This is a genomic window from Nonomuraea cypriaca (assembly GCF_015645445.1).
GTDB classification, from domain to species: domain Bacteria; phylum Actinomycetota; class Actinomycetes; order Streptosporangiales; family Streptosporangiaceae; genus Nonomuraea; species Nonomuraea cypriaca.
This window is the reverse complement of record NZ_JADOGI010000532.1, coordinates 1-1,160: the sequence shown is the minus strand read 5'-3', so window position 1 is coordinate 1,160 and position 1,160 is coordinate 1. Positions and strand designations below refer to the sequence as shown.

Here is a 1,160-nt window from a genome sequence, read left to right as displayed (position 1 = left end):
ATCTTCTCGACACTGGCCTGGCCCCACTGCGCACGCTGTCTCACCAGCCCAGGTCATACCGCGCAACGATCACCACAGCAAACCCAGCGATCTTCACTTACCTCGACGTGCGGAAAACGGGGCTAGCTGGCAAGACCGCACGGTTGAGCACCCGCTCCCTCAAGCTGATCTACGACATCCTTAACCGTTCAATCAAGAACGCCATGAAGCGGGACAAGGTCAAACGGAACATCGTTGACCTATGCGAGGTCCCCCGGGGACGCGGTGGTCGCCCATCGCGAGCGCTGACCCTGGCGCAGGGCGAAGCGGTAATCGCTGCTGCCGAACAGGCAGACGTACGTATCCGCGCCTACATTCTCCTGTCCCTGCTCACTGGCGCACGCACAGAGGAGGTGCGAGCCTTGACCTGGCGACACGTCGTTGCCCTCGACAAGGATCAGCAGGTGTGGCGGCCTGTCACGGAGATTGGCTGGGATCACAAGAAGTTCGCTGTCTACGTCTGGCGGTCCGTTCGCAAGCAGGGCGATACAAAGACCGTGAAGTCACGCCGCACGCTGCAGATACCTACCCGCGCCATCGCCGCCCTTCGCCTGCTCAACGAGGCTCAGAACGAGCCACGAACTGCTGCAGGTGACCAATGGACCGGTACAGGTCTAGTCTTCTGCACCAAGAACAGTACGCCGCTCAGCGCCACCAACGTACGACGCGACTTCCGGAAGGTACTCAGTAGCGCGGGCTTGACTGGCGCCGAGTGGACACCGCGCGAACTTCGGCACAGCTTCGTATCGCTCCTGTCGGACTTCGGAGTCCCCATCGAAGATATCTCTCGACTGGTAGGCCACGCGAACACCGTAGTGACCGAGACGGTCTACCGCTTCCAACTCCGTCCAGTTCTCTTGGAAGGCGCTGAGGCAATGGATCGTATCTTTCCTAGCAACCACCATCCATAGGGCTCGTTGGTGAAGTAGCTCCGCCGCACATCCGTGCGGCGGAGCATAATTACGTTTCCGAAACTCCGGCACAGCCTTGAGTATTACAGAGGTTGAAAGGCTGGCTTCTCGCGTTACGGCGGTTCGGGTTCGAGGATCAGTTCGGTCTGGGCGATGATGGCGTTGAGCAGGTCGGGCCGGTATTGCAGGCGCTTGAGATGGTGCTTGATG

At 60.0% G+C, this 1,160-nt stretch carries 1 protein-coding gene; it reads left to right on the top strand.

Annotated elements, in window-relative coordinates:
• On the top strand, positions 1-950 hold a 950-nt coding region (locus ITP53_RS55440; protein ID WP_195903503.1), incomplete at its 5' end, for a site-specific integrase.
• Between the last annotated feature and the right edge of the window lie 210 nt (positions 951-1,160).